Below are 22,261 nucleotides of genomic sequence, written 5' to 3' on the forward strand. Positions count from 1 at the left end.
CCATGACTACAGAAACAATCACCCGGGCTTCCGCCCCCGTGCAGAGCCGCGGCAACCGGAAGCAGGCCAGGCGCAACACGCTGATCGGCTGGACGTTCATCCTGCCGAACTTCCTGGGCTTCCTGGCCTTCACGCTCATTCCCGTCCTCGCCGCGTTTGCCCTGTCCTTCATGGAATGGACCTCGTTCAGCGCCCCCAAGTGGGTGGGGCTGAAGAACTTCGAGCGAATGGTTGCCAGCGACTCGTTCTGGGTGGCCCTGCGCAACACCGTGGTCTACGCGCTCGGCCACGTGCCCCTCACCATGGCCCTGGCCCTCGTCCTCGCGATGCTGCTGAACCGCAAGCTCAAGGGCATCGGCTTCTTCCGGGTGGCCATCTTCTTCCCGTACATCACTTCCCTGGTGGCGGTCGCCGTCGTCTGGAACATGCTGTTCAGCCCGGACAGTGGCCCCGTCAACCAGTTCCTGCACGCGATCGGCATAGCCGAAGCGCCGGGTTGGACCTCCAGCTCAGACTGGGCCCTCCCCGCCGTCATCATCACCAGCGTCTGGCGCGACATGGGCTACTACATGGTCCTGTACCTGGCCGGCCTGCAGGCCATCCCCGCCGAACTCTATGAAGCAGCCGAAGTGGACGGCGCCAGCGCCTGGCAGCGCTTCTGGAACGTCACCCTGCCGTCGCTGCGGCCCACCACCTTCTTCGTGGTGGTCATGCTGACGGTCTCGAGTTTCAAGGTGTTCGACCTCATCGTCGTCATGACCAACGGCGGTCCCGGACGGTCCACCACCGTCCTCTCGCAGCTCATCTACCAGGAGGGCATCGGCGAAGGGAAGTTCGGCTACTCGTCGGCAATCTCGCTGGTCCTGTTCCTCATCGTCCTGACGGTCACCGTCCTGCAATTCAAGATCCAACAGCGGAGGGAACGCTGATGACCAACACGGCCGAAGACCTTAAAGCCGAGGCGCCGTTCGCGGCGGGCAACGTGGCGCCGGAACCGGTGGACCGCCGTCGTTCCCGTATGAAAGGGTCGAACCGCTCCAGGCGGGAACGTAAGGTCCGGACCACCAACGCCATCATCTACGGCGTGCTCGCCGTGCTGGTCCTGGCGCTCATGGTGCCGTTCATCTGGATGGTCTCCTCCTCGCTGAAGGAGAACAACCAGGTCCTCACGGTTCCCATCCAGTGGATCCCCTCTGAGTTCGTGTGGAGCAACTACACGGATATCTGGTCCCGGATCCCCATGCTGGGCTACCTGCAGAATTCGCTGTACCTGTCCGTGATCATCACGGTTCTGCAGGTGCTCACCGGGTCCCTGGCGGCGTACGGCTTCTCCAAGGTCCGGTTTCCCGGCCGCGATGTGCTCTTCCTGGGTTACATCGGCACCATCGCCGTGCCGTGGCAGGCGTACATGGTGCCGCAGTACATCATGATGCAGCAGCTGGGCCTGACCAACAGCTTCAATGCCCTCATCCTGCTGCAGGCGTTCGGCGCCTTTGGCGTGTTCCTGATGCGCCAGTACTACATGACCATTCCGGACGAGCTCTGCGAAGCCGCCCGGATCGACGGCCTCAGCGAATATGGCATCTGGGCTCGGGTGATCCTGCCGCTGTCCAAGCCTGCGCTGGCCAGCCTGGCGCTGCTGACGTTCGTCAACACGTGGAACGACTACATGGGCCCGTTCATCTACCTCACCAGCAACAGGCTCTGGACGGTCCAGTTGGGGCTGCGGTCCTTCGTGGGCCAGTTCGACGCCGAATACGCCATGATCATGACCGGCTCTGTGATCTCCGTGATCCCGATCCTCATCATCTTCCTGATCGGCCAGCGCTACTTCATCCAGGGAATCGCGACGAGCGGGATGAAGGGATGACCACCTTGGGCGGGCAGCAGCACAAGGCCGACCAGCATCGGTCAAGCCGTTGGGCCGGACCGGGATTCCATACCTTCGGGACCGTATTCGGATTCGTTTACACCTTCCTGGCCGGAAACGTCCTGCTGGCCGTGGCCAACGCGCCGTTGGTGCTCTGCCTCGCCCTGGTGGCCGACCCCGCGGCCGCCTGGCCCTTCTTCCTGGCGCTCTCGGTCACCGTGGCGCCGTCCCTCGCCGGCATCTTCGAGGCCTTCCGCTCACTGAACGACGACGGCGGTGCGGTCACGCCGGTTGCCGCCTTCCTCTTGGGATACAGGCGCAGTTTCAAGCGGGCCGCGTCGCTCGGCTTGGGCGCCGTAGCTGTGTTGCTGTTCCTCGGCGTGGATCTGGCGATTGTCCAGGCCATGCCGGCGGCTGCCGTGCTGGTGCCTCTGATCGTCGTAGCAGCCGCCGTGACGGTGAGCCTGGCAGTGACGGCGATTGCCGGCGTCGTACTTTTGCCCGACGCGGGGCTGAAAGGCATCCTCAGGGCGTCCCTGTACCTCAGCCTCCAGCGCTGGTACCTCAGCCTGGCCATGCTGATGCTGCTCGGCATCATCGCGTCGGCGGCCGTCCTGCAGCCCGTGCTGGGTGTGGCCCTGGCGCCCGCACCTCTCGTGTTTGTGGTCTGGAGCAACGCGGCCTACGCATACTCCGCGGCCCTGCGGCGCGAGGCCCCGAACAACTCCCGCTAGCGGAGTTTTTGTCCAGATAATGGGCTCTAAACCGCCCGCAAGTCGCGATATCTGGACAAAAACTCGCAAGGGTTAGAGCACGACGGCGGTGAGCGCCTGGTCGTAAATGTCCAGGGCCGTGGCCACTTCCCCGGGCGTCACGACGGCCGGCGGGACGACGTGGATGCGGTTGTCCGCGATGAAGGGCAGCAGGCCAAGGCGCAGCAGTTCGGCCTTGAGCCGACCCATGTATTCCGCGGGAACCGGAGTCCGGGTGGCGCGGTCCTGAACCAGCTCCAGCGCCCAGAAGACGCCACGGCCGCGGACCTCGCCGATGACGCTATGCCGCTCGGCAAGCGCACGGAGGCCAGGCTCAAGGTGGTCGCGGCCGATCCGGGCCGCGTTGCCCACGATGTCCTCTTCCTCGAAGGCCTCGATCGACGCCACGACGGAGGCCGCGGCGAGGGGGTGGCCGGAGTAGGTGAGGCCGCCAGGGAAGACGCGCTCGTCGAAGGTGGCCGCGACTTCACCGGAGATGATGACGCCGCCCACGGGGACGTAGCCCGAGTTCACGCCCTTCGCGAAGGTGATGAGGTCCGGGGTGACGTTGAACGCGTCGAGCGCGAACCAGTCGCCGGTGCGCCCGAAGCCGGCCATGACCTCGTCCAGGATCATCACGATGCCGTGCTCGTCGCACAGCGCCCGGACGCCTTCGAGGTAGCCGGGCGTGGGGATGAGGATACCGGCGGTGCCCGGGACGGTTTCGAGCAGGACGGCAGCGACCGACTGCGGGCCCTCGGCCTGGATGACGCGGCGCAGGTGGTGCAGGGCGCGCTCGGTTTCCTGTTCCGGTGTCTCCGCCCAGAACTCGGAGCGGTAGAGGTACGGGCCGAAGACGTGGACGTGGCCGCGGGCGTATTCGTTGGGGATGCGGCGCCAGTCGCCGGTGGCCACGATCGCCGAGCCGGTGTTGCCGTGGTACGAGCGGTAGCGCGAGATGACTTTGTCGCGGCCCGTGTGGAGGCGGGCCATGCGGATGGCGTTCTCGTTCGCGTCCGCGCCGCCGTTGGTGAAGAAAACCTTCTCCATATTGGCCGGTGCGTGCGACAGGATTTTGGCAGCCGCAGTGGCCCGGACGTGGTTGGCGTGGGCCGGGGCGACCGTGGCCAGGCTGGTTGCCTGCTGCGCGATGGCCGCGATGACCTTGGGGTGCTGGTGCCCGATATTGGTGTTGACCAGCTGGCTGGAGAAGTCCAGGTAGGTGTTGCCGTCGTGGTCCCAGACCGTGCTGCCGGATCCGCCGGCGATGGCCATCGGGTTGAGGGACTTCTGCGCCGACCAGGAGTGGAAGACGTTGGCCCGGTCCAGGGCGACGACGTCTGCGTTGGAGACAGCGCTGCTGACGGCTGAGCTGGCGGCTGCGGCGTTGGTGACTGCGGAGTCCAGTGTTGCCTGGCTGGCGACCATGACGGTTCCTCTCGATGGATGGTTTGGGGACTTCCTTCATCATCCGGTTCCCGGCCGCCGCGGCCCCATATACCTTTGTACAATCAGCACAAGCCCGTTCGACGTTTTCACATCCCTAGGGGTCCGGCATGCCGCCAAGCCTGAACGTCCTCCTCCGCAGCCGTGCGCTGAAGCTCCGCCTCGTGGTGCCAGACGCCGGGGCTCCCCAGCTCGACGACCCGATCAGCTGGGTGCACAGCTCCGATTTGGCGGACCCCACACCTTTCCTCGACGCCGGGCAGCTGCTGCTCACCGACGGCACGCAGTTCCCCGTGGACGCCATGCTGACGGAGACGACGACGGCGGACGCGGCTACCGTGGGACCCTCACCGGCAGTGCCAACCGGCTCCGTCTATGGCGAGTACGTGGAGCGTCTGGTGGGGCACGGCATCGCTGGCCTGGGGTTCGCGACGCAGGTGATCCACGGAACGCTGCCGCCGGCACTGGAAGAAGCCTGCCGGAAACACGGGCTGCCGCTGCTGGAAGTCCCCGACCGGACACCGTTCATCGCGATCATCCGCATGGTGGCCGACTATCTGGCCAAAGAAGAACATGCCCGGGCGGAATGGTCGCTGCAGGCACAGCGGGCCATCTCCCGCGCAGCCCTCCGCCCGGACGGGCTGACCTCGATTCTCGGGGAGCTGGAACGCCAACTGCACAGCTGGGTGGCACTCTATGACGCTGCCGGCAACTACGTCCGGATGCCTCGAAACCGTCCGGTTCCCTCCGACATTGCCTCTGACGTCACGGCGAAGGTCCGCACTGCCCTGGACCTGGGGACGCGTTCCGCCTCGTATCTGGAGATCGGGGGCCAGTCGGTGACGCTGCAGACCCTTGGCCGCAAGGGCAGCCTCCGCGGCGCGCTTGCCCTGGGAGCCATCGAGCCTTTGGACCCGGCACGGGCGGACATCGTCAACAGCGTGATCGGCCTGGCCAGCCTGGCACTCGAGCAGGCCCGCACCCTCGATACTGCCCGCAGGCACCTCCGTGCCGGCGTCTTCGAGCAGCTGCTGGCGGGCAGCACCGACGTGGCCGTTAAAACGGCGCGTCAGGTGTGGGGCCAGTTGCCGCGGGATCCGCTGTTCGTGACCGCCTCACGGCAGGAGAATCCGGCTCCCAACCTCCTCGAAGCGCTGGAACTCCTGGCCGATGACTACCGCGGTGCCGTTTTTTACGCCGTGCGCGGTGAGTTGTTGGTGATCCTCTCGGGCCGCGCCCACCAGGACAAAGTCCTGGAGCTGATGCAGCGCCACGGCACGTGCGGCGTCTCCTCCGAAACGACGATTGACGGACTGCCGGGCGCCCTGGAGGAAGCCAGCCGCGCGCTGCGGCGCGCTACAGAATTGGGGAGGGCCGCCGTCGAATTTTCCGAACTGTCCGACGGCGGGGTGCTGGGTCTGCTGCGCGAGGAAAAGGCCGGGCCCGTGGCGCGCGGACTGCTGCAGCCGCTCGTCGCGCACGATCAGGCGGAGCAGACGGAACTGCTGGCCACGGTCCGGGAATGGTTCGCCAACGACTGCGTCTGGGACAAGACCGCCCGCCGCCTCGGCGTCCACCGGCACACGCTGCGGAACAGGGTAGACGCCGCCGGCCGGATCCTGGGCCTGAACCTGGATGGCATGCGCGACCGGCTGGAGCTGTTCGCCGCGGTGCAGTTCCTGGAAGAAACCCAATCGCGGAAGGGTTAGTCGTTTGACGGCAGGACCTGAGGAAGGGTTTGGGGAAACCCGACAGGACCTGAGGAAGGGTTTGAAAGAGGCAGGGCCTCCGGCGCGGAATGTGCGCCGGAAGCCCTGTCCTTTTATTCAGTTCCCTGGCCGACTTGTTAGTTCTGCGGGAAGCCGAGGTTGATGCCGCCGTGGCTGGGGTCGAGCCAGCGGGAGGTGATGGCCTTCTCGCGGGTGAAGAACTGGAAGCCCTGCAGGCCGTAGGCTTTGGAACTGCCAAAGATCGAGTCCTTGAAACCGCCGAAGGAGTAGTAGGCCACGGGGACCGGGATGGGCACGTTGATGCCCACCATGCCCACCTCAACCTCGTTCTGGAAGCGGCGGGCCGCTCCGCCGTCGTTGGTGAAGATCGCCGTGCCGTTGCCAAAGGCGCCGGAGTTGATCAGGTCCAGGCCCTCCTCGTAGCTGCGGACCCGGACCACGGCCAGGACGGGGCCGAAGATCTCTTCCGTGTAGGCGCGGGAAGTGACCGGGAGGTCGTCGATGAGGGTGGGGCCGAGCCAGAAGCCGTTCTCGTCGCCGTCAACGTTGATGCCGCGGCCGTCCACCACCACCTTGGCGCCGTCCTCGATCGCGACGTCGATGTAGGACGCCACCTTGTCGCGGTGTTGCCGGGTGACAAGCGGGCCCATGTCACAGTTGCGGCGGCCGTCGCCGATGCGGAGCGTGGCCATGCGGGAGGTGATCTTTTCGATCAGTTCATCGGCGACCGGCTCGACGGCGACCACCACACTGATGGCCATGCAGCGCTCACCGGCGGAACCGAAGCCGGCGTTGATGGCGGCGTCGGCGGTCAGCTCAAGGTCGGCGTCAGGCAGCACCAGCATGTGGTTCTTGGCGCCGCCGAGGGCCTGGACGCGCTTGCCGTTCCGGGCCGCGGTCTCATAGATGTACTGGGCGATCGGGGTGGAGCCGACGAAGGAGATGGCCTTCACGTCGGGGTGCTCCAGGAGGCCGTCGACGGCTTCCTTGTCGCCGTGCAGGACGTTGAAGACACCGTCCGGCAGCCCCGCCTCGCTGAACAGCTCGGCGAGCCAGTTGGCCGCCGTCGGGTCCTTTTCGCTGGGCTTGAGGACCACGGCGTTGCCCGCGGCGATGGCGATCGGCAGGAACCACAGCGGCACCATGGCGGGGAAGTTGAACGGGCTGATGATGCCGACCACGCCCAGCGGCGACTTGGTGGAGTAGACATCGACGCCGCTGGAGACGTTCTCCGAGTGTTCGCCCTTGATCAGGTGCGGGAAGCCGGTGGCCAGTTCCACCACTTCCTGGCCGCGGGTGATTTCGCCGAGCGCGTCGGAGAGCACCTTGCCGTGCTCGGCGGTGATGATCTGGGCCAGTTCGCCCTTGCGCTCGTTCAGGAGCTCGCGGAAGCGGAAGATGATCTGCTGGCGTTTGGTGATGGAGAGGTCCCGCCACGCAGGAAAGGCCTTGTGGGCCGACGAGATCGCGGCTTCAATGTCGGCGGCGTTGGCCAGCGCTACACGTTTGGTTTCGATCCCCCTGGCGGGGTCGAAGACCGGCGCGGTGCGGTCACCGGAGGAGAGGGCTTCTTCTCCCCCGATCCAGTGGGACAGTACGGGAAGTTCCTGGTTTTCGGACACGCTGTTCTCTGACACGCTTCTTCTCGCTTTCAGGATTTGATGGCAGGGGCGTTTATTGGCAGGGCGCCGGAGCGGCTTGTTAGCCACGGTAATTGGACCGCGCGGCGTCCCGCGCCCAACATTTGTCAAGCTCGCCGCTTGCGCATCGACATATGTACAGGCCCGACGACGGCGTGCCCGGCCCTACCGTGAGTGTCACCAGCACGCCCACCCAGGAGTCCGCATGAAACGACGCTTCCCCACCACTGCCACCGCCGCCGCCACCGCCGCGCAGCCCACAGCAATTGCCGCCTCCGTGTTGGCTGCAGTCGCCGTGCGTACCGGCGAACACTGTCCGCAGACCGGGTGGTGGTACCCACTGCAGTCCGCTTCGGTCGGGGCCGGACCTGCAGAACCCACGTCGGCTGCAACCGGGCCGGCCCCGAGGTTTGTGGGGCAGGGCAGCGTCATGCCGGCGGTCGGCGGCTCGCCCTCCCTGTGGCTGAAAACCGCGCCGCAATAACCCCGCCACCCCATTTACGCGCGCGCGTTTAGCGGTTAGGCTTGTCTGACAATCTGCAAAACAAGGCAGACCAGAACCTAGCAATTGGGGAAGCGCATGTCGGAAACGCACCTGTCACCCGAGCCGACATCCCTGCGTGCGAGAATGTCACCCGTGGCCTCCGTTTCCCGGCGGGACGGGGTGGTCAATGAAATCCGCCGCGCCGTGGTGCTGGGCACCATCAAGCCCGGCGAAAAGCTGACGGAAGTCCAGCTGTCCGAATGGCTCAACGTCAGCAGGCCCACGGTCCGCGAGGCACTCAACCAGATGGCACAGGAGGGCCTCCTGATTCAGGAGCCGTACCGCGGGCTCCGCGTGGCCTCCCTGGATACGGCCGCCATCATGGACCTCGCCAATACCCGCATGGCCCTGGACATGCTCGCGGTCACCGCGATCATCGAAGACGGTACCGGTCGCCGCATGCGAATGGTTGAGGAAAGCTGGGCCGAGTACAGCCGCGTGGAGATGGACCCCGATCCGGTGGTGCGGCATGAAAGCCACGTGGCCTTCCACCGCAAGCTATGGGCCGCATCCGAGAACGCGCTTCTGTTGCGTCTCTGGCCCGTCACCGAGGCCCATGTGACCATCATCCTCGCCCAGGACCAGGCCACCCGCGCAGATCCCGTCCGCGCCCACCGCGTTCACGAGAAGCTGGTGAGGGCCATCCGGACCAAGGACCTTGAGGTCATCAGGAAGGCCTTCACCGAGCACACGATAGACAGCGCCAAGGAACTCATCGCGCTGCTGGACAAACAAAAGTAGCCGGACAAGCAAAAGTAGCTGGACAACCAGAAGCAGAAGGAGAACCTACCCATGAAGATCCTCATTGTCGGCGCAAACGGCCTGCTCGGCTCCGCCGCGGTGGCAGCACTCAAAGGACGGCACGAGGTCATCGAGGCCTCCCGCTCGAGCGACGTCAGCGTGGACCTCGCCGAACCTGACTCGATCCGGCGCATGTTCGACCAGGTAGGCACAGTGGACGCCGTGATCTCCTGCACGGGCTCGGTTCCGTTCAAGCCTCTCGCCGAGCTCACAGACAAGGACTTCCGGTCCGGCTTCGAGGACAAGGTCCTCGGCCAGGTCAACCTGGTGCAACTCGGCGAGCAGTACATCTCCGACGGCGGCTCCTTCACGCTGACCAGCGGAGTCCTCGCCCGCGAGCCCATCCTTACTGGCGCCGCAGCCTCACTGGCCAACGGCGCGCTCGAGTCGTTCGTGATGGCTGCCGCCGCCGAACTGCCCCGGGGAATCCGGATCAACGCCGTGAGCCCCACGGTCCTGGCCGAGGCTTCCGGCTACCACGAGTTCTTCCCGGGATTCTCGCAGGTGCCCGCCGACGAGGTTGGCCGCGCCTATGTGAAGTCCGTTGAGGGCATCCAGACCGGCCAGGTCTTCGCACTCGACTGAGCCGATTCAGGACTGAGCCACGCCGGACCGGGGCGCACGTTGACTTGGGGCGCACCTGGACCGGGCCACTCCCGAACCATCGCCAACTCAGAACCGCCGTCACCTAGAACGGCGGTGGTTCTGGCTGCTGGAGCGGGTAGACAGCACTGCCAACGTTCGCAGCTTCAGTCGTGTAATTCCGGCCCAGGGGTGAATGCCATTCAAGGTCTCCGGCTGGCGACGACTGCCGGTAGCCCCAGGCGCCGATGGACTTCAGCGCGTGGTGCCTTCGGCAGAGCATTGCCATGTTGCCGGCGTCGGTGGTGCCACCGTCCTGCCACTCGATCGTGTGGTCGGGTTCGCAGGCGGCGGCCCGCCGGGTGCACCCCGGGAACCGACAGGTCCCGTCACGGCAATGCAGATACCGGCGCAGCGCCTTCGGCGGGCGATAGGACGCACGCCCAACGCCCAAGGCCTGGCCGGTGGTGAAGTCCGTGAAGAGCGTTTGCCATGTGGGCGCCAAGGCCGCCAGGCGCCAGGCCGTGGCAGCGTCAATGGGGCCGTACCCTTCGAGTTCCGCCATTCCGAATTCGGCCGCTTCAAATCCAGCCGATTCAAGACGGGCCGATTCGAGGACAGCAGCGACGGCCGCGTCGGCGGATTCGGCACCGCCACCGGGAACAGCACCGTCACCGGGAACGAAGTTGCCGGCAAGGACGGAACCGACGGGAATGGTCAGCACGACCTGGGCGCGAAATGCCCCGGTTCCCGACTCGTCAGATCCGTTTGGAAGCTCGCCGGATCCGCCCAAGAGCCCGTCAGACCCACCAAAAAGGCGGTAGGCCAGCGCATCAGCGCGGAGCTCCGACAGTGTGCCGGGTTCAGCATCAGGGCGCGGCCCGGGAAGGCCCCTGAGCTCTGCAGCCCGCACGCTGGCCTGCCGCGCATCGCGGTCGAGCCCATTGAAAATGGCCATCCCGACGTCCGCAGTGAGGAAGGCGGAGAGCGTGCACATGCCGTCCGGCTCGGCCGAGAACCAAACGCCGCGCTCACGCTGGGCAGCCTCTTTACGGGCCGCGAGGCTCTCGGGGTGCAGGCTCTCCCGCAGCCGACGCAGGCATGCGCGGAATTCGGACGTTGTGCGGCGGCGGCCTTGCCGTGTCCGCGTTCGCCGCAGGGCAACCGTAGCGAATTTTTCGGCCTGCTCTGCGGGGAGGGAGCGGGCCTGATCGAGGATAACCCGGGCGTGCGCTTCGGTAATCTCGCCTGCCTGGACCGCCTCAAGGACCTCCCACTGGGCCGTGGTCAGATCCGCTGCGTCGTTCAGGAAACGCGCGGCCGTGCCTTCCGAGAGGGCACAGGCGGTGGACACCTCCGTGACAGCAAGCGCATGCGTTTCGTCCCCACCGAACCGTACCGGCTGGTTCTCTTGCCGCCGGGGCGATTCCTCGCCAATCGCTTCTTCGACCCGCGCCAGGGCCCCCATTTTCACGCCCGTTGCCCAGGCGATGAGCCGGTCGGTCGACTCCACCACGCCGAGTGCTTCGTCGGCGGTGAGGAAGGAGGCGAGCGGAACGCTCACGGTGCCGGCGAGCAGTGAATCCTCCCGGTCCGTGAAGTCGACAGCCGGAATCCACGTCTCATCGTCGGTGACGAATGCCTGGACCTCCACGCCTCTCCCCCTCCCGGAAGAAGTGCCGGCACTTCTTCCTACCGGACACTTTCAGGCTAGGGGGAGGGTCTGACATTTAATGCTGCGGGTTCAGGGCCCGCGAAAAAAGTACTGGACGTGGCCGGGGTCACAGCGCTACTGTTGAACCAGCACGCAGATTGTTTGACAATAAAACAACCAAACCACGACGGCGGCCCGGAACTCACGCCGCCCCTCACCTCCCCGACCGGCAGCCCACCGCCGCCGGCCACAAAAATTCCTTCGAGCTGCGGACGGCCCCTTGATGCCGCCGCCAGCCCGGTAACCCCATTCCCGTAAAGAGGGTTTAGACAATGACCAAAACAAGCAAGATCGTCCTTGCTGTCCTCGACATCGCCGTACTGTCCGCAACCGCAGGCTTCTTCGGCAGCGGCTTCCGCGGCAACAGCGCCGCCGCTTCCACCGGCTCGGCGCAGGGCACGTTCATCGAGGAAATCAAGAAGCGCGGCGAACTCCGCGTCGGCGTTGCCATCGCTCCGCCCATGACCGTCCAGCAGGCCGACGGCACACTGGGCGGACCCAACCTCATTCCGCTGGAGGAACTGGCCAAGCAGCTCGGCGTGAAGCTGGTGCCTGTTGCCGCGGAATGGAAGAACATCGTGGCCGGCCTGCAGGCCAACCGCTACGACTTCGCAGCAAACCTCGATTACACCGTGGAGCGGTCACTGGCGATCTCCTTCACGAACCCCGTCTACGAGTACCCCGGCGTGTTCGTGGTGAAGGCCACCTCGCCACACACCACCTCTGACCAGATCATCCAGAGCGGCGGCCAGATCGCTACCGCCCAGGGCGCAGCTCCGGAAGCCACGTTGAAGGGCCTGACGTCCAAGATCATGCCCATGGATTCCTACTCGAACGCCATCTCCGCCATCCAGGCCGGCCGCGCGGTCGCCGAATTCACGGACCTTCCCACCGCTGAATCGCAGGCCCAGGCAGACAAGACGCTGAAGATCGTCGTCCCGGATCCGGAGATCTACTCGGGCACCGCCGCGTACGGTGTGCCAGCCGGCGTCGACGCCCGCTCGATGCAGATCGTCAACATCGCCATCGAGCGTGCACAGAAGAGCGGCAAGCTCGCCCAGGCCTACACCAAGGTCAACTACTTCGAGGTGGACAACCTCGGCGACCTGAAGAAGTAGTGACCTGCCAAGAAATGATCTGGCAAGAAGTCACCCGGCAAGGAGCCAAGACATCATGAACTACAACTTCGACTGGGACGTGGTTGCCCGGGCAGTGCCTGCAATGATGCAGGGCCTTGGAATCACCCTCCAGATCACCCTCATCACCGTCGTCATCAGCATGGTCCTCGCCGTCCCCGTGGCCGTGGGACGCATGTCCAAAATCGAGGTCATCCGCTGGGCCGCCCAGGCCTACATCGAGATCTTCCGCTGCACGCCGCTGCTGGTCCAGCTGTTCTGGATCTTCTACGCCATGCCGGCGCTGACCGGCGTCACCCTTCCCGGCGAGGTCTCGGCAGTCATCGCACTGACGGCCAATCTCACGGCCTTCATGGCCGAGGCCTACCGCAGTGGATTCCAGTCGGTGCCCGTGGAACAGGTCGAGGCCGGGCGGATGCTGCAGCTGAGCCGCTTCCAGCAGCTGCGCTACATCATCGTTCCCCAGGCCCTGCGCCAGCAGCTGCCGGTGATCCTCTCGCTGAACATCTCACTGTTCAAGGACACGGCGCTCGTCTCCACCATCGCCGTCGCGGACCTGATGTTCATCTCCAACACCATCTCCTCGCAGACGTACCGGTCCCTGGAAGTCTTCACGCTGGCGGCCTTCGTCTACTTCGCGATCGCCTTCCCGGTATCCCTGGCAACCAGCGCACTGGAACGCCGAATGCAGAACAGCTCCGGCATGGGCGCCCCGCCGCCCCGGAAACTCGTCTCACGCATGATGCCGGGCTCCCGGACGCCCGGCTCCCGGGCCGCAGAACCGCGGACTACAGACGACCGGACGGCGGTGCCGGCATGAGCCACTCCGCACCCGGCACGCAGCTTTCCAGCCGCCAGCAGAAGGACAATGATGGAAGCGAACAGAAGGGCACCCCGGTGACAACTCTGGAGCAGACCGCAGGCCGCGCCGGCTGCGGGCAGGTCCTGGTGGAGGCCCGCGGCCTCCAGAAGAGCTTCGGCCCCCGGCAGATCCTCAAAAATGTGGACTTCGAGATGAACAAGGGCGACATTACCGTCATCATCGGCAAGTCCGGCTCCGGCAAGTCCACCCTGCTGCGCGCCCTCGCCGGCCTCACCGACCCCGACGAGGGCCACATCGTCGTCGACGGCAAGACCGTGTTCACCGAACAGCAACGCACCAAGGAGTGGGACAGCGTCCGCTCGGAAGTCGGCATGGTCTTCCAGACCTACACGCTGTGGCCGCACATGAATGTGCTGGACAACCTGGTCCTGGCACCGCGCAAGGTCCGCGGGACCGGAGCAAAGGAATCCCGGGACCGGGCCGAAGCGGCGCTGGCCGAGGTGGGCATGGCACACCACATCCTCAGCAAGCCCACCCAGCTTTCCGGCGGTGAACGGCAGCGCGTCGCCATCGCCCGGGCCCTGATGATGAAGCCCAAACTCCTGCTGTGCGACGAGATCACCTCTGCCCTTGACCCGCCCGTCGCGGCCGAAGTCCTGGATGTGCTGCGCCGGTTGAAGGAGGAGGACGGCATTGCGGTGGCGCTCGTGACCCATGACATGGCGTTTGCCTCCAAGGCCGCCGACCGCGTGGTGTTCTTCCACAACGGTGAAATCGCCGTCAACGCCACCCCGGAAGCCGCATTCGACAAGTGTGACAACGAAGACCTCAAGAAGTTCGTGGACGCCGTCCGTTTCTAGCCTGGCTGGGTTAAAAAGCGGACCAAGAAAGGAATCACAGTGCATACCGTTGTAATCGGCGGCGGCGTTATCGGCCTGACGCAGGCTTACCACCTCGCCCGGGAGGGCGAGACCGTCACCGTCATCGATGCCCGGGCCACGGGCCTGGGCGCGTCCGAGGTCAATGCCGGGTGGATCGTCCCGGCGGAGGCGGCACCCGTGCCGGGTCCCGGCGTCGTTCTTCAGTCCCTGAAGTGGATGCTGCGGCCGGACAGCCCGCTCTACATCAAGCCATCCGTACAGCCGGACTTTTTGAAGTTCATGTTCAACATGTGGCGGCGGTCCAACTTCCAGGACCAGCGCGCCGGCTTCGAGGGGCACCTGCGCCTGGCGCAGCACACCATCGAGACCTTCGACGAGTACCGTGCCGACGGCATGGACTTCGAAATGCACAGCGAGGGCCTGCTGATGGCCTTCACGCAGAAGGAAAACCTCGAACACCACCTGGACAACCTGGACCTGCCCAAGTCCTTCGACCTGGACCCGCAGGTTCTGGTGGGCGACGACGTCCGCAACCACGAACCGCTGCTCACCGACGCCGTCTACGGCGGCATCTACTTCCCGCAGGAACGGCACGTCGATCCGGGCGCCATGGTCACCGCCCTGCACAAGCGGCTGGTGGAGATGGGCGTGCAGATCGTCGAGAACTCCCCCATCGACCGGGTCACGTTCCGCGGAAACGCGGTCACCGCTGTGCACAGCGGTGAGCAAAAGTTCGACGGCGACCGGTTCGTTCTCGCCGCCGGCGCCTGGACCGGGCCGCTCTCCAAACTGTTCAAGGCACCCATCCCGGTACGTCCGGGCAAGGGCTACAGCCTCGAAGTCCCCGCCTACGGCCTCAAGGGCGCGGTGAACCTCTCCGATGCGAAGGTGGCCGTGACCCCGTTCAACGCCCGGCTGCGGCTGGCCGGAACCATGGAGTTCGGCGGCCTGGACGAGAAGATCAACCAGGTCCGCATCGATGCGATCCTGCGGGCACCGCGCACCTACTTCAGGAGCTGGGAACCGCCCACGGAACCGGTGACACCAAGGGCCGGCATCCGCCCCATGACCCCTGACGGGATGCCCGTCATCGGAGCGCTCGGCAGCCTGGCCAACACCTACGTCTCCACCGGCCACGGCATGCTCGGCGTCACCCTCGCCCCGGGCAGCGCCGCAGCCCTGACCAACCTCATCCTGCAGGGCAAGAAGAACCCCGCCCTGCTGCCCTTCACGTCAGCACGCTTCCTCCCCCGCACCCACGCGGCCTAAAGCCTCCCCAAACCTAAAAAATTTCCCGAAAGGAACAACATGTCACGCACCAAGAAGGACCTCCGCGGCATCCTGGCAGCAGTCACCACCCCGTTCACCGAGGACGGGGCCGCCATCGACGAAGCAGCGCTGGCGCACCAGGTGGAACGCCTGGTCTCGGCCGGCATCCACGGACTCGTTCCCACGGGCTCCACCGGTGAATTCACCACGCTCTCCGCTGACGAGTACCGCCGCGTGATCGAGCTCTATGTCAAGGGCGCCGACGGACGCATCCCCGTCGTCGCAGGCATCGGCGCACTCTCCACGCAGGCCGCCATCGACCTGGCCCAGCACGCAGAAACCGTCGGGGCCGACGCGATCATGCTCGTCCCGCCGTTCTACGACCCGCTGGACCTCACCACCCTCAAGGCGTTCCTCTCCGCGGTGGCCGGTTCCATCTCCATCCCGGTGATGTACTACAACATCCCCGGCGTCACCGGAGTCCGCCTCACCGCCGCCGAACTCGCCGAACTGGGCGACATCGACGGCGTGGACTACATCAAGAACACCTCCGACGACGCCATCGCCCTGGCCGAGCTCCTCGCCGCCCGCACCGACAGCATCAAAGCGTTCAACGGCTGGGACACCCTGACGTTCTTCGGCATCGCCTCCGGCGCCGAAGCCTCCGTCTGGGGCACCGCCGGCGTGGTGCCCGAACTCGCCGTCGAATTCTGGGAAGCCCTCGCCGAGCAGAAGGACCTGGACCGCGCCCGCGAACTGTGGAAGCACCTCTGGGCCATCAGCGACTTCCTCGAGTCCGTCAACTATGTCGCCGGCATCAAGGCAGGCCTGGAACTCATCGGCCAGCCCGTCGGACCTGCCCGCCTGCCCATCCTTCCCCTGCCCGCCGAAGAGCGCGAACGCTTCGCCGGCATCCTGCAGAACGCCGGCGTCCTCCCGGCAGTAGCAGCATGAGCACCCGCTCCACCGGCAGGCTCGCCCTCGACGCCATCGAGGTCCACGCGGAAGGCGAGCCCGGGCGGATCCTGACCAACGCCGCCGGCCTCGTCCGGGGCGACACCATGGTGGAGCGGCTGCAGTACTGCAAGGAAAACCTGGACTGGCTGCGCCGGCTCATGCTCCATGAGCCGCGCGGCTACCCGGGCCTCTGCGCAGTGATCATCCTGCCCGCCGTGAACGAAGGCTCCGATTTCGGCATCGTCGTCCTGGAACAGGGCGGATTCACCCCCATGTCCGGGTCCAACACCATCTGCGCCGTCACCGCGGTGCTGGAGGCCGGCATCGTCCCCGTCCGCGGACCGGAAACAGTGGTCACCATCGACACCGCGGTCGGGACCGTGCAGGCGGTCGCGAAGATGCATGAGGGCAAGGTCCTCTCGGTCACGGTCGTGAACGTCCCGGCGTTCGTCGTCGAACTGGACGTTCCGCTCCGGGTGCCCGAACTCGGAACGGTTCCCGTCGACGTCGTGTTCGGCGGCCAGTTCTTCGCCCAGGCGCGGGCCGCCGACGTCGGGCTGGACCTGCACCCGGACAACGGCAAGGAACTCGCCCGCGCCGGCGCGCTGATCAAGATGGCCGCGCTGGAGCAGATCCAGGTCAGCCACCCGGAGAACCCGCTCATCGCCGGCGTCAACCTGGTCATGCTGCACACCGGCGACCGAGTGCCCGGCCGGCAGGACCGCAACACCGTGGTCCTCTCCAACGGCAAGCTCGTCCCGTCCGACCCCGCCACTTGGACCGGCGCGCTGGACCGCTCCCCCTGCGGCACCGGCACGTCCGCCCGGATGGCCGCGCTGCACGCCCGCGGCCAGCTCGGGATCGGGGAAGACTTCTCCCACCACAGCATCATCGGCAGCGAATTCATCGGCCGCCTCACCGGCACGACCACGGTGGGCGGCCGGGACGCGGTCCTCCCCACCGTCACGGGCCGGGGCTGGGTCACCGGCGGCGGGCAATGGGTCCTGGACCCCACCGACCCCTTCCCCGCCGGCTACACCGTGGGCGACATCTGGGCACCGGGTTCGTAATCTCCCCCGCGAGATGGCATTTCATGGCAGTGTCCGCCCGCAACATTGCCGTCAAGTGCCACCTCGCGCACCAAAATCTTCGAAACAACTGAAAGCAGGAGTTGTGAGCCAGTTCATTAACGGCAAGCTCGTCGACGGCACCACCGGACAAACCGTGGACGTCATCGATCCGTCCAACGGAACCACCGTGGACACCATCACCCTCGCCGGCAGCGACGACGTCAATCTCGCCGTCCAGGCCGCCAAAGACGCGTTCCCGGCCTGGTCCCGGGCCACCCCGGCCGAACGCTCGGCCGTCCTCACCAGGTTCGCCGCGCTCATGGAAGAGCGCGCCGAGGAATTCGCCCAGCTCGAGTCCCGCCAGGCCGGCAAACCGATCCGCCTCACCCGCGAATTCGACGTCCCCGGCACCATTGACAACATCGCCTTCTTCGCCGGAGCCGCCCGCAACCTCGAAGGCAAAGCCACCGGCGAATACTCCCCCGGCCACACCTCCTCCATCCGCCGTGAGGCGATCGGCGTCATCGGCTCCATCTCACCCTGGAACTACCCCCTGCAGATGGCCGCGTGGAAGATCCTGCCCGCCATCGCCGCCGGCAACACCATCGTCCTCAAACCCGCCGAAATCACCCCGCTCACCACCCTGCTGTTCGCCCAGGTCGCCACCGAAGCCGGCGTACCGGACGGCGTCATCAACGTCATCACCGGCCGCGGCTCCACCGTCGGAGCCGAACTCCTCCGCCACCCCGACGTGGACATGCTCTCCTTCACCGGCTCCACCGTCGTGGGCCGCACAGTCCTGGAAGCCGCCGCCACCACCGCCAAGCGCCTGCACCTCGAACTCGGCGGCAAGGCACCCTTCGTCGTCTTCGATGACGCCGACCTCGAAGCCGCCATCCACGGCGCCGTCGCCGGGTCCCTGATCAACACCGGCCAGGACTGCACCGCCGCAACCCGCGCCATCGTGCACCGCTCCGTCTACGAGGAATTCATCGCAGGTGTCGCGGACCTCTACGCCAAGGTGAAACTCGGCGCCACGTCAGATCCCGCCACCGACCTCGGCCCGCTCGTCTCCCGCAAGCACCAGGAAACCGTGGCGGGAATGGTCGAACGGGCCCGCGGCTACGCCCGCGTCATCGGCGGCGGAATCCCCGACAGGGAGCACGACGGCGAGCTAGCCGACGGTTCCTACTACCGGCCCACCCTCGTGGCCGACGCCACCCCGGACAGCGAAATCTTCCGCGACGAGGTCTTCGGCCCCGTCCTGGCCGTCACCCCGTTCGACACCGACGACGAAGCCATCGCCCTGGCCAACGACACCCCCTACGGCCTCGCCGCCTCCGCCTGGACCAAGGACGTCTACCGTGCCCTGCGCGCCACCCGCGAAATCCGCGCGGGAGCAGTCTGGGTCAACGACCACATCCCGATCATCAGCGAAATGCCCCACGGCGGCTTGAAGCAGTCCGGCTTCGGCAAAGACATGTCGACGTACTCTTTGGATGAATACACCGTGGTCAAGCACGTCATGTTCGACCTCACGGGTGAAAAAGCCAAAGACTGGCACCGCACCATCTTCACTTTGGAAGGACAGAACTAATGACGACGGCGGCACTCACCGGACGCTTTGACGGCAAGACCGCACTGGTCACCGGGGCAGGCGGAGGCATCGGCTCGGCCATCGGCCGCCGCCTGGCCGCCGAAGGCGCCCATGTTTTCGTCTGCGATGTCAATGAGGGCGCCGCCAAAGACGTGGCCGACGCCCTCGTGGCCGAAGGCCTTTCCGCGGAGCCGCTGGTCTTTGACCTCCTCGACCCCGAGGCCTCGAAAGCTGCCGTACAGAAGATCATCGAAGCCCGCGGCCGGCTCGACGTCCTGGTCAACAACGCCGGCGTCAACCGGCGCGGGGACCTTCTTTCACTCACGGAGAACGACTGGGACCTCTCCTTCGCCGTGAACGTCGACTCGCTCTTCCACCTGTGCCGGGCTGTCCTCCCCCACATGATCGAAGCCGGCGGCGGCGCCATCGTGAACACCGCATCGCAGTGGGGCCTCTACCCCGCACCGGCACACATCGCCTACAACGTGTCCAAGGCTGCCGTCGTGGCCTTCACCAAGAACCTGGCCCGCGACTACGCCCCGAACAACATCCGGGTCAACGCCGTCGCCCCCGGCGAGGTGCACACGCCCATGCTCGAATCCGGTCTGACCCGCAACGGCCGCACGGTGGCCGACCTGGACGCACTCGTGCCCTTCGGGCGCATCGGCAAGCCCGAGGAAGTCGCCGCGCTCGTGGCCTTCCTCGCCTCGGACGAGGCGCCGTACATCTGCGGCTCTGTCATCGAGATCACCGGCGCGCAGGCCGTGGCGTGAGCGTGTTTACCGGCGCAGGGATGCTGGCCGGGAAGACTGTCCTCGTCACCGGCGGGTCCCGTGGCATCGGCCGCGCCACCGTCGAGGCGATGCACCGGGAGGGTGGCCACGTGGTCCTCCACTACGGCAACGACAAGGACTCTGCCCAGGCAACAGCTGACCGGCTCGGCGCGCGCGTGAAGCTGGTGCAGGGCGACCTTAGTGACCCCGACGCGCGGCGCAGGGTCTGGGCCGAGGCCGCTGAGTGGCGCGGCGGCATCGACGTCCTGGTCAACAACGCCGGGGCGTGGCTGGCATCCGAGATCGAGGACGGCGGCACCTGGCAGCAAGGCTGGCAGGCGAATTATGAGCTGAACCTGCTGGCCCCCGCCGACCTCTGCCGCGAAGCCATCCTCGGGTTCCGGAAACGGGGCGGGGGCATCATCGTGAACGTCGCCAGCCGCTCATCGCACCGCGGCGACGACGCCGAACACCTCGCCTACGGCGCCGCCAAGGGCGGGCTGCTCGCCCTCACCAAAGGCATTGCCCGCGGCTACGGCCGGGAGAACATCCTCGCCTTCGCCGTTGCGCCGGGCTGGGTGGCGACGGACATCTCCGCGCACATCTCCCCCGACGATCCCATGCTCAGCGGCCTGCCGCTGGGCGAGGTCACCCCGCCGGAGGACGTCGCCGAGGTGATCACCTTCCTGGCGTCGGGCCGCTCCCGCCACACGACCGGAGCGACCATCGACATCACGGGAGCCGACTACGTGCGGTGACCGCCGTCGTCGTTCTCTTCCAACCTTTCCTACAACCGGAGTACCGGCATGGACCTTCGGCGCATTGACGACTGGGGCCTCCTTAGCGGCGCCAGCGTGGAGATTCGCGCGCATGGCGTTCCCGTCTGCAACGGGATGGTCGACGACGTCACGGACGACGGCGGGATCCTATGGATCCGCTCAACGATAGAAGGACGCCGCCTTTTCGAGAAGGCGGCGTCCTACGAAGCCTGGGCCTGTGAAGAGCGGCTGGGGTTTCACTACCGGGTATCGGCCAGCTAAATCGCGTTCTGGGCTCCGGCGTTGCGGTCCATCCGTGCCAGTGCGTCCCTTCGGCTGGCCTCGCATGCCAGGGGTGTGAGGCAGGTTTCGTAGTCGGCGATCTGCGCGATGCGCCGCCTGTGCCGTGAGTCCTGCGTGAAGGGCTCCTGGAGGAAGAAGACAGCGAGTTTGAGGCATTCCTCCGGCGTGTGTTCGCGGGCGCCGAGGGCGATGACGTTCGCGTCGTTGTGCTGCCGGGCCAGGCGTGCAGTTGACTCGTTCCAGACCAACGCGGCGCGAATCCCCCTGACCTTGTTCGCGGCGATCTGTTCGCCGTTGCCCGAGCCGCCGATGACGATTCCAAGGCTTGGCCGGTTGTTGTGGAGGTCGAGGGCGACGCCCTCGGCCGCGCTGATGCAGAATGCCGGGTAGTCATCCTGCGCGTCGTACTCGCTGGGCCCGTGGTCCACCACGTCAAACCCCAGGCTGGTGAGTTCCTGTTGCAGTGTCCGGCTCAAATCGAGGCCTGCGTGATCGGTGCCTATGTGGACCCGATAGGCAGGCCCGGCTTCGCGCCCATTGATTGATGATGGTGCAGTGCTCATGTGATCGCTTTCAAGGTGTTCTGGTCCGACAGTTACAGGGTCTTTCCTGCGGAGCCGAGCTGCTGGGTTGCTTCCACGATCCGGGCGGCGAGGCCGGCTTCGGCGGAGGCGCCCCAGACGCGGGGATCGTACGTCTTCTTGTTGCCGACCTCGCCGTCGACCTTCAGGACGCCGTCGTAGTTGCGGAACATGTGGTCCACCACCGGACGGGTGTACGCGTACTGGGTGTCCGTGTCGATGTTCATCTTGATGGTGCCGTAGGACACCGCGTCCGCGATCTCCTGGTCCGAGGAACCCGAACCGCCATGGAACACCAGGTCGAACGGGTTCTCCTTGCCGATCTTCGCGCCCACCTGGGCCTGGATGTCCTTCAGGATCTCAGGGCGCAGCTTCACCCCGCCCGGCTTGTACACCCCGTGCACGTTCCCGAACGTCAGGGCCGTGATGTAGCGGCCGTTCTCGCCGGCGCCCAGGGCGTCGATCGTGGCCAGGGCGTCATCGACGGTGGTGTAGAGCTTCTCGTTGATCTCGTGCTCGACGCCGTCTTCCTCGCCGCCGACCGTGCCGATCTCGACCTCGAGGATCATCTTCGCCGCGGCGGTGCGTGCCAGCAGTTCACGGGCGATCCGCAGGTTCTCGCCCAGCGTCTCGGCCGAGCCGTCCCACATGTGCGAGTTGAACAGCGGGTTCCGGCCGGCCTTGACCTCGGCCTCCGAGGCGGCCAGCAGCGGCAGCACGAAACCGTCCAGCTTGTCCTTCGGGCAGTGGTCGGTGTGCAGGGCGATGTTGACGCCGTAGTTCTTGGCCACCTCGCGGGCGAACGCGGCGAAGCCCAGCGAACCGGCAACCATGTCCTTCGTGGACGCGCCGGACCAGTACGCCGCACCGCCGGTGGAAACCTGCACGATGCCGTCAGACTCGGCCTCCGCGAAGCCGCGCAGAGCCGCGTTCAAGGTCTGGGAGGAGGTGACGTTGACCGCCGGAAACGCGAAGCCGCCCGCCTTGGCGGAATCGATCATCTCGGCATAAGTATCGGGGGTTGCAATAGGCAT

22 protein-coding genes are annotated in these 22,261 nt (G+C 66.2%); 17 read left to right on the top strand and 5 right to left on the bottom strand.

The window, feature by feature from the left end:
• Positions 1 to 2: 2 nt before the first annotated feature.
• From ACFQ50_RS12305 to ACFQ50_RS12315, 3 genes are read left to right on the top strand one after another with little or no spacing between them, the layout of a single operon-like run.
• Positions 3 to 929: a carbohydrate ABC transporter permease gene (locus ACFQ50_RS12305; protein ID WP_377995821.1), complete on the top strand. Its 927-nt coding sequence runs from the start codon at positions 3 to 5 to the stop codon at positions 927 to 929.
• Complete coding sequence (locus ACFQ50_RS12310) at positions 929 to 1,870, top strand: carbohydrate ABC transporter permease (protein ID WP_377995822.1); 942 nt, start codon at positions 929 to 931, stop codon at positions 1,868 to 1,870. Before ACFQ50_RS12305 ends, ACFQ50_RS12310 begins: the two co-directional genes overlap by 1 nt.
• Positions 1,867 to 2,604, top strand: coding sequence for a DUF624 domain-containing protein (locus tag ACFQ50_RS12315; protein ID WP_377995823.1), 738 nt, complete (start codon positions 1,867 to 1,869; stop codon positions 2,602 to 2,604). Before ACFQ50_RS12310 ends, ACFQ50_RS12315 begins: the two co-directional genes overlap by 4 nt.
• A gap of 72 nt (positions 2,605 to 2,676) precedes the next feature.
• On the opposite strand, the gene ACFQ50_RS12320 is transcribed toward ACFQ50_RS12315, so the two are convergent.
• Positions 2,677 to 4,050 carry an aspartate aminotransferase family protein gene (locus ACFQ50_RS12320; RefSeq protein ID WP_377995824.1) on the bottom strand — a complete coding sequence of 458 codons (1,374 nt, stop codon included), beginning with the start codon at positions 4,048 to 4,050 and terminating at the stop codon, positions 2,677 to 2,679.
• Between the two features lie 128 nt (positions 4,051 to 4,178).
• On the opposite strand from ACFQ50_RS12320, the gene ACFQ50_RS12325 reads away from it, so the two are divergent.
• On the top strand, positions 4,179 to 5,777 hold the full coding sequence (locus ACFQ50_RS12325; RefSeq protein WP_377995825.1) for a PucR family transcriptional regulator: 1,599 nt from the start codon (positions 4,179 to 4,181) through the stop codon (positions 5,775 to 5,777).
• A gap of 137 nt (positions 5,778 to 5,914) precedes the next feature.
• On the opposite strand, the gene ACFQ50_RS12330 is transcribed toward ACFQ50_RS12325, so the two are convergent.
• Positions 5,915 to 7,435, bottom strand: coding sequence for a CoA-acylating methylmalonate-semialdehyde dehydrogenase (locus tag ACFQ50_RS12330; RefSeq protein ID WP_377995826.1), 1,521 nt, complete (start codon positions 7,433 to 7,435; stop codon positions 5,915 to 5,917).
• A gap of 208 nt (positions 7,436 to 7,643) precedes the next feature.
• On the opposite strand from ACFQ50_RS12330, the gene ACFQ50_RS12335 reads away from it, so the two are divergent.
• From ACFQ50_RS12335 to ACFQ50_RS12345, 3 genes are all read left to right on the top strand, one after another.
• A complete protein-coding gene (locus tag ACFQ50_RS12335) occupies positions 7,644 to 7,922 on the top strand; it encodes a hypothetical protein (protein WP_377995827.1) in 279 nt (92 codons plus the stop codon).
• A 144-nt stretch (positions 7,923 to 8,066) separates the two neighbouring features.
• Complete coding sequence (locus ACFQ50_RS12340) at positions 8,067 to 8,723, top strand: GntR family transcriptional regulator (protein WP_377995846.1); 657 nt, start codon at positions 8,067 to 8,069, stop codon at positions 8,721 to 8,723.
• A 51-nt stretch (positions 8,724 to 8,774) separates the two neighbouring features.
• A complete protein-coding gene (locus ACFQ50_RS12345; RefSeq protein WP_377995828.1) occupies positions 8,775 to 9,368 on the top strand; it encodes a short chain dehydrogenase in 594 nt (197 codons plus the stop codon).
• Between the two features lie 103 nt (positions 9,369 to 9,471).
• Here ACFQ50_RS12345 and ACFQ50_RS12350 read toward each other — a convergent pair whose 3' ends face one another.
• Positions 9,472 to 11,019: a DUF222 domain-containing protein gene (locus tag ACFQ50_RS12350; protein ID WP_377995829.1), complete on the bottom strand. Its 1,548-nt coding sequence runs from the start codon at positions 11,017 to 11,019 to the stop codon at positions 9,472 to 9,474.
• Between the two features lie 332 nt (positions 11,020 to 11,351).
• Here ACFQ50_RS12350 and ACFQ50_RS12355 point away from each other — a divergent pair, with 332 nt between their 5' ends.
• From ACFQ50_RS12355 to ACFQ50_RS12400, 10 genes are all read left to right on the top strand, one after another.
• Complete coding sequence (locus tag ACFQ50_RS12355) at positions 11,352 to 12,197, top strand: substrate-binding periplasmic protein (RefSeq protein ID WP_377995830.1); 846 nt, start codon at positions 11,352 to 11,354, stop codon at positions 12,195 to 12,197.
• 55 nt (positions 12,198 to 12,252) lie between these two features.
• Positions 12,253 to 13,035, top strand: coding sequence for an amino acid ABC transporter permease (locus tag ACFQ50_RS12360; RefSeq protein ID WP_377995831.1), 783 nt, complete (start codon positions 12,253 to 12,255; stop codon positions 13,033 to 13,035).
• Positions 13,032 to 13,898 (top strand): amino acid ABC transporter ATP-binding protein, encoded by an 867-nt coding sequence (locus ACFQ50_RS12365; RefSeq protein WP_377995832.1) that lies wholly within the window; start codon positions 13,032 to 13,034, stop codon positions 13,896 to 13,898. The genes ACFQ50_RS12360 and ACFQ50_RS12365 overlap by 4 nt, the downstream gene beginning before the upstream one ends.
• A gap of 39 nt (positions 13,899 to 13,937) precedes the next feature.
• A complete protein-coding gene (locus ACFQ50_RS12370; protein WP_377995833.1) occupies positions 13,938 to 15,188 on the top strand; it encodes an NAD(P)/FAD-dependent oxidoreductase in 1,251 nt (416 codons plus the stop codon).
• Positions 15,189 to 15,227: 39 nt separating this feature from the next.
• Positions 15,228 to 16,142, top strand: a complete 915-nt coding sequence (locus ACFQ50_RS12375; RefSeq protein WP_377995834.1) for a dihydrodipicolinate synthase family protein — start codon at positions 15,228 to 15,230, stop codon at positions 16,140 to 16,142.
• Positions 16,139 to 17,215 (top strand): proline racemase family protein, encoded by a 1,077-nt coding sequence (locus tag ACFQ50_RS12380; protein ID WP_377995835.1) that lies wholly within the window; start codon positions 16,139 to 16,141, stop codon positions 17,213 to 17,215. The genes ACFQ50_RS12375 and ACFQ50_RS12380 overlap by 4 nt, the downstream gene beginning before the upstream one ends.
• Positions 17,216 to 17,318: 103 nt before the next feature.
• Positions 17,319 to 18,812: a gamma-aminobutyraldehyde dehydrogenase gene (locus tag ACFQ50_RS12385; protein ID WP_377995836.1), complete on the top strand. Its 1,494-nt coding sequence runs from the start codon at positions 17,319 to 17,321 to the stop codon at positions 18,810 to 18,812.
• Entirely contained in the window at positions 18,812 to 19,585 is a 774-nt protein-coding gene (locus tag ACFQ50_RS12390; protein ID WP_377995837.1) for an SDR family NAD(P)-dependent oxidoreductase, read from the top strand. Before ACFQ50_RS12385 ends, ACFQ50_RS12390 begins: the two co-directional genes overlap by 1 nt.
• A complete protein-coding gene (locus tag ACFQ50_RS12395; protein ID WP_377995838.1) occupies positions 19,582 to 20,343 on the top strand; it encodes an SDR family NAD(P)-dependent oxidoreductase in 762 nt (253 codons plus the stop codon). The genes ACFQ50_RS12390 and ACFQ50_RS12395 overlap by 4 nt, the downstream gene beginning before the upstream one ends.
• Before the next feature lie 48 nt (positions 20,344 to 20,391).
• On the top strand, positions 20,392 to 20,625 hold the full coding sequence (locus ACFQ50_RS12400) for a hypothetical protein (RefSeq protein ID WP_377995839.1): 234 nt from the start codon (positions 20,392 to 20,394) through the stop codon (positions 20,623 to 20,625).
• On the opposite strand, the gene ACFQ50_RS12405 is transcribed toward ACFQ50_RS12400, so the two are convergent.
• Together ACFQ50_RS12405 and fbaA are read right to left on the bottom strand one after the other, a co-directional pair.
• Positions 20,622 to 21,209 carry a ribose-5-phosphate isomerase gene (locus ACFQ50_RS12405; RefSeq protein ID WP_377995840.1) on the bottom strand — a complete coding sequence of 196 codons (588 nt, stop codon included), beginning with the start codon at positions 21,207 to 21,209 and terminating at the stop codon, positions 20,622 to 20,624. The two genes, ACFQ50_RS12400 and ACFQ50_RS12405, sit on opposite strands and share 4 nt — an antisense overlap.
• A gap of 32 nt (positions 21,210 to 21,241) precedes the next feature.
• The gene (gene fbaA / locus ACFQ50_RS12410; RefSeq protein WP_377995841.1) at positions 21,242 to 22,261 is read right to left on the bottom strand and encodes a class II fructose-bisphosphate aldolase; all 1,020 of its coding nucleotides are present in this window, start codon (positions 22,259 to 22,261) and stop codon (positions 21,242 to 21,244) included.

This window comes from Arthrobacter sp. NPDC056493 (assembly GCF_042795115.1).
Lineage (GTDB): Bacteria > Actinomycetota > Actinomycetes > Actinomycetales > Micrococcaceae > Arthrobacter.